The organism is Rhodococcus sp. BS-15, assembly GCF_000813105.1.
GTDB lineage: Bacteria > Actinomycetota > Actinomycetes > Mycobacteriales > Mycobacteriaceae > Rhodococcoides.
Genome location: NZ_BAOX01000306.1, coordinates 1 through 5,672 on the forward strand (window position 1 = coordinate 1; position 5,672 = coordinate 5,672).

The window sequence follows — 5,672 nt, forward strand, 5'->3', positions numbered from 1 at the left end:
TCGCCGGAGCGCCGCTGCGCGCAGCACGCGCTGCCGAGCCACGAATCGGCCGTCGTATCGGCCGGTTCTTCGACGAGTACGACATCGTGCTCGCGCCGACGACGGCCACCCCGCCGCCTCGAATCGAAGCCATCGACGGCATCTCCAACGCCGATACCGATCGGGTCATCACCGAGCACTGCCCGTACACCTGGCCGTGGAACGTGCTGGGGTGGCCGAGCGTGAACGTGCCTGCAGGATTCACCGCCGGTGGCCTTCCCATCGGCCTGCAACTGATGGGCCACGAATCTTCCGAGCCGCTACTGGTGTCGGTGGCCGCTCAACTCGAGAACGTGCTGCAGTGGCACCGCAAGCGCCCCGATCCCTGGTGGACCCAGGTGAGCGAAACCCCGTAGCCCACTACGAATTGCCGTGCACATGCGGCGCAGCCGCTCCGGTCAGAATCCGAGCTTGCCCATTTGCTTCGGGTCGGTCTGCCAGTCCTTCGCGATTTTGACGTGCAGGTCCAGGTAGATCCTGGTACCCAGCAGCTTCTCGATCTGCAGTCGCGACGCCGTGCCGACCTCTTTGAGTCGCGAACCGCCCTTGCCGATGATGATCGCCTTCTGGCTCGACCGCTCCACGTACATGATGGCGTGCACGTCGAGCATGTTGTCGTGGCCCTCGCGGGGGGTGACCTCGTCGATGACGACGGCCAGCGAGTGCGGCAACTCGTCGCGGACCCCTTCGAGCGCGGCCTCACGGATCAGTTCGGCCATCAGGATTTCCTCGGGCTCGTCGGTCAGCTCCCCGTCGGGGTAGAACGCCGGGCCCTGCGGCAGCTCGGAGGCCAGCAGGTCGACGAGCTTCTCGATCTGCTCGCCCGATTCGGCCGACACCGGGATGACATGCGAATTCTCACCGAGCAGCTTCGACAGCGACATCAGCTGCTGTACGACGCGTTCCTTCTTGACCTTGTCGATCTTGGTCACGATGCCGATGAGCGTCGTCTTGGGCGCGATGTGCCGCACCTGTTCGAGAATCCACCGGTCGCCGGGCCCGATCTTTTCGTCTGCGGGGATGCAGAGTCCGATGACGTCGACCTCGGAGTAGGTGTCCTGCACCAGGTCGTTGAGACGTTGACCCAGCAGTGTTCTCGGTCGGTGCAGGCCCGGGGTGTCGACCAGAATCAGCTGGGCGTGCTCCCGGTGCACGATGCCGCGAATGGTGTGCCGTGTCGTCTGGGGACGCGAGGACGTGATGGCGATCTTCGATCCCACCAACGCATTGGTCAGCGTGGATTTGCCGGTGTTGGGTCGGCCTACGAAACAGACGAATCCGGATCGGAACTCACCGTTGTTCTGCTCGGACACAAGAGCACCTCCAGATTTCAGTGTTGGCGAGTGACGTCCGACGAGTCGTCGGCCTCGGTGGTTTCTTCGTCGGGTTCGAGCTTTTCGACCAGGACCGTGGCGATGCGGACGCGTCCCTTGGGGTCGGCTCCACCTTCTCCGCGCAGCAGGAGTCCGTGGGTGATCACCTGCGAACCGGGCAACGGTACTCGGCCGAGTTCGTAGCCGAGGAGTCCGCCGACGGTGTCGACTTCCTCGGATTCGATGTCGATGCCGAAGATCTCGCCGAGGTCCTCGAGCGGCAGCCGCGAGGACAGCCGATAGCGTCCGTCGTCGAGTTCCTCGATGGGCGCAACCTCGTCGGAGTCGTATTCGTCGGCGATCTCGCCGACGATCTCCTCGATCACGTCCTCGATGGTCACCAGCCCTGCGATGCCTCCGTACTCGTCGACGAGCAGGGCCATATGGTTGCGATCGCGCTGCATCTCGGCGAGCAGACTGTCGAGTGCCTTGGAGTCGGGAACGAAGACAGCCGGACGCATCAGTTCGGACACCTGCACTCCGCGGCCACCGTCGGTGGAGTAATACGTCTGCTGCACAAGGTCTTTGAGGTAGACGACACCCACTACGTCGTCCACGTTCTCGCCGATCACCGGGATACGGGAGTGGCCGCTGCGCACGGCCAGCGAGGTGGCCTGTCCTGCCGATTTGTCGGACTCGATCCACACCATCTCGGGGCGCGGGACCATGACCTCACGGGCGGAGGTGTCCCCCAGCTCGAACACCGATTGGATCATCCGCCGTTCGTCGTCGGCCACGACGCCGCGCTCGCGGGCCATGTCCACCAGTTCTCGGAGTTCGATCTCGGAGGCGAAGGGGCCGTTGCGAAATCCTTACCGGGGGTGATCGCGTTGCCGATGAGGATGAGCAGTCTGCTGATCGGTCCGAGAAGCCACCCGAGTGCACGCAACGGCAACGCGGCCGCCAAGGCGATCGAGTACGCGTTCTGCCGACCGAGGGTTCGCGGACCGACACCGATCACGACGTAACTGACCAACACCATGGCCACCGCGCTGATCACCAATGCTGTGGTGGAGTCGATCAACTGCGTCAGGCCACCCGCGAGCAACACGGTGCCGCCGATTTCGCACAGAATGCGCAGCAGCACCATGAGATTGACGTACCGCGGACGGTCGCCGACCACCACGACGAGGCCGGTGGCACCGGGGCGCTCGTCCTTGACCATGTCGTCGATTCGCGCACGTGAGACCGTGTTCAGCGCGGAATCGACGGCAGCGAACAGGCCTCCGAGAGGCACGAGAAGGGCAGCGAACACGATGAGCGCAACAGCACTGCTCACGCGCCAGGACCCAACACTTCCACCTGTTCGACGACGCTGATCATCGATCGAGTCCGTCGACGAAGCCGGCCTTGCCGAGGAGTCGGGCATCGCGGGCGGCCTGTTCGGCGGCCTGCTCCGCGCGCCTGGCGTCCTCGTACCACTCGGCCAGGAGCCGGTTCTGCAGCTCGAACATTTCCTTCTCTTCGTCCGGCTCGGCGTGGTCGTAGCCGAGCAGGTGCAGCACGCCGTGCACGGTCAGCAACGCCAGCTCGTGTTCGAGCGAATGCCCCGCTGCAGCAGCCTGATCCGCGGCGAACGACGGGCACAGCACGATGTCGCCGAGCATCGCCGGTCCGGGCTCGGGCGCATCGGGACGACCGCCCGGCTCGAGCTCGTCCATCGGAAACGACATCACGTCGGTGGGGCCGGGCAGATCCATCCACCGCATGTGCAGATCTGCCATCGTGGCCGAATCGACCAGCACCATCGACAGTTCCGCGGCGGGATGCACGTCCATGCCGGCGATCGCGAACCGTGCGACCGAGACCAGCTCGGGTTCGGAGATGTCCATCCCCGACTCGTTGGACACTTCGATACTCATCTAGCCACTACCACGCTCTCGTTGCCTGCATATGTCGGCCGGAATGCCTGAATCATCTTCTCGCCGAACGTGGTCCACCGGTCCGGCGTTGCGCGCGGTTGGGAATGACGCCTTCCGATGTCGACTCGAACCGCTCGTAGGCGTCGACGATCTCGGACACCAGTCGGTGTCGCACCACGTCGCTGCTGGTGAGCTGCGCGAAGTGGATGTCGTCGACGTCGGTGAGGATCTCGGACGCCGCACGCAATCCGGACCGCGCACCTCCGGGAAGGTCGACCTGGGTCACGTCGCCGGTGACGACGATCTTCGATCCGAATCCGAGTCGCGTCAAGAACATCTTCATCTGCTCGGCGGTGGTGTTCTGAGCCTCGTCGAGAATGATGAATGCGTCGTTGAGGGTCCGGCCACGCATGTAGGCGAGCGGGGCGACCTCGATGACCCCGGCCTGCATCAGCTTGGGAATGGCTTCGTCGTCCATCATGTCGTGCAACGCATCGTGCAACGGCCGCAGGTACGGGTCGATCTTCTCGTGCAGCGTTCCGGGGAGGAATCCCAGCCGCTCCCCCGCCTCCACTGCCGGACGCGTCAGAATGATGCGGCTGACCTGCTTGGTCTGCAGCGCCTGCACGGCTTTCGCCATCGCCAGGTACGTCTTGCCGGTGCCGGCCGGGCCGATGCCGAACACGATGGTGTTGGCGTCGATCGCGTCCACGTATCGCTTCTGGTTCAGCGTCTTGGGCCGGATCGTCTTGCCGCGGCGCGAGAGGATGTCCAGGCTCAGCACCTCGGCCGGCGAATCGGCGACGCCTCGGTGAGCATGGCGATCGATCGGCGCACAGCATCGGGAGTCAGTGGCTGAGCGCGCTTGGCCAGCGCGGCCAACTCGGAGATCACCCGTTCGGCCAGCGCAACGTCGGCCACTTTCCCGGTGAGCGTCACGGCGTTTCCTCGTACGTGGATGTCTGCCGTCAGCATCTGCTCGAGTGCCCGCAGGTTCTCGTCGGACTGTCCCAGCAGTGGCATCACCGCTTCGGGGGCGAGTTCCAAGGTGGACCGAACGTCACGCTCGGCGGGAAATTCGCTGTGTTCACTCACGTGGTGGCTATGGCCTGCTCTCTGGTGTCGGCTTCTCGGACGTGCACTTGGTATGGATCGAGTTTAACGCCGCAGCAACGATGCGCATTCCCATTACTCGCTGGTGGCACCGAGCACCGCGTCGAGCGAGAGGGCCCAACACCGGGAATCGGGATTCAGGAAAGCGAAGTGGTCTTCCCCCGGCACGATCGTCAGCCGTGCGTCGTCTCCGGCAGCGCGCGCCAGCGCGACGTACCGCTCGCTCTGCGCCGCGGGGACCTGGATGTCCTCGGATCCGTGCAGGGCGATCGTCGGGATGCCGATGGGTACACGGGCCGCGGGTGAGGCCGAGCGGTACAGGTCGGGATCGTCCTCGTACCGGGCCTGCAACAGAGCCTCGACCGCCGGGTTGGTTCGTCCCGACGCACCTCGAGGTTCGAGATCGAGAACGCCTGCCTGCGAGACGATGCGCGACGGGCGGACCTTCGTGCCGGTCTCGCCGCCGAGCCACACTGCCAGGTGCCCTCCTGCCGAGTGCCCGATGACGCGTACGTCGTCGACACCGACCGGGGCGTGCTGCTGCAGTTCCCCGGCGACGACGTCGAGTGCCGCGGTCACATCGGAGCGCATCTCCGGCCAGTGCCCGCCCGCGCCGACGCGTCGGTACTCGATGTTCCACGCCACCGCTCCGGCTCCGGCGACTGCGCGGGCGAACTGGGTTCCCAGATTGGATCCGTACTGTCCGCTCCAGAACCCACCGTGCACCACCACGACCACCGGCGTCCGGTGATCCATCGGCTCGGCCGGCAGGTAGAGGTGGCCGAACTGCTCCGGGTGATCGCCGTACGCGATCTTGATCCGAACGCTCATGCGTTCTGGAAGTCGGGTGGTAGTTGAGTCCACCGCGAGGTCAGGACGCCCAGCGCGCCGAGAGCCACAGCTCCTGCCGTCGAGGTCCGCAGCACCGTCGGGCCCAGCACCACCGGGGTCGCACCCGCCTCGGTCAGAGCGGTCACCTCTCGGTCGTCGAGCCCGCCCTCGGGTCCGACGACGATCGCGACCTCGGGCACCGAGTCGAACGGCAGGTCCCGGAACGCCGAGGTGGCTGCCTCGTGCAGCACAGCGACGATTCCGCCGCGCTCCACGACGCCGCGCACGAAGCGTTCACCTCCCGCGAATCGTGCAGCTCGGAGACCTCGGGGATGTATGCCCGACGCGACTGCTTGGCCGCTTCTGCCGCGGTGCTGCGCCACTTCGCGACGCCCTTGGCTGCCTTCGGGCCCTCCCACCGTGCGACGCACCGCCCGGACTGCCAGGGCACGAC

Annotated in this window: 4 protein-coding genes and 3 pseudogenes; 1 reads left to right on the forward strand and 6 read right to left on the reverse strand. The window is 65.7% G+C overall.

Annotated elements, in window-relative coordinates:
• The coding region (locus tag RHBS_RS23395; RefSeq protein ID WP_272913891.1) for an amidase family protein at positions 1–395 on the forward strand (395 nt) is incomplete at its 5' end.
• Positions 396–437: 42 nt separating this feature from the next.
• On the opposite strand, the gene era is transcribed toward RHBS_RS23395, so the two are convergent.
• The 6 genes and pseudogenes from era to RHBS_RS23425 all read right to left on the reverse strand — a co-directional run.
• Positions 438–1,352 carry a GTPase Era gene (gene era, locus RHBS_RS23400; protein ID WP_094612778.1) on the reverse strand — a complete coding sequence of 305 codons (915 nt, stop codon included), beginning with the start codon at positions 1,350–1,352 and terminating at the stop codon, positions 438–440.
• Between the two features lie 17 nt (positions 1,353–1,369).
• Positions 1,370–2,691, reverse strand: a pseudogene (locus tag RHBS_RS23405) (hemolysin family protein).
• A gap of 40 nt (positions 2,692–2,731) precedes the next feature.
• Positions 2,732–3,274 (reverse strand): rRNA maturation RNase YbeY, encoded by a 543-nt coding sequence (ybeY, locus tag RHBS_RS23410; RefSeq protein ID WP_032394543.1) that lies wholly within the window; start codon positions 3,272–3,274, stop codon positions 2,732–2,734.
• Positions 3,275–3,326: 52 nt separating this feature from the next.
• Positions 3,327–4,369: pseudogene (locus RHBS_RS23415) on the reverse strand (PhoH family protein).
• 93 nt (positions 4,370–4,462) lie between these two features.
• Positions 4,463–5,218 (reverse strand): S9 family peptidase, encoded by a 756-nt coding sequence (locus RHBS_RS23420; RefSeq protein WP_121869506.1) that lies wholly within the window; start codon positions 5,216–5,218, stop codon positions 4,463–4,465.
• Positions 5,215–5,672: pseudogene (locus RHBS_RS23425) on the reverse strand (16S rRNA (uracil(1498)-N(3))-methyltransferase); the annotation flags it as partial. The pseudogene RHBS_RS23425 and the gene RHBS_RS23420, both read right to left, overlap by 4 nt.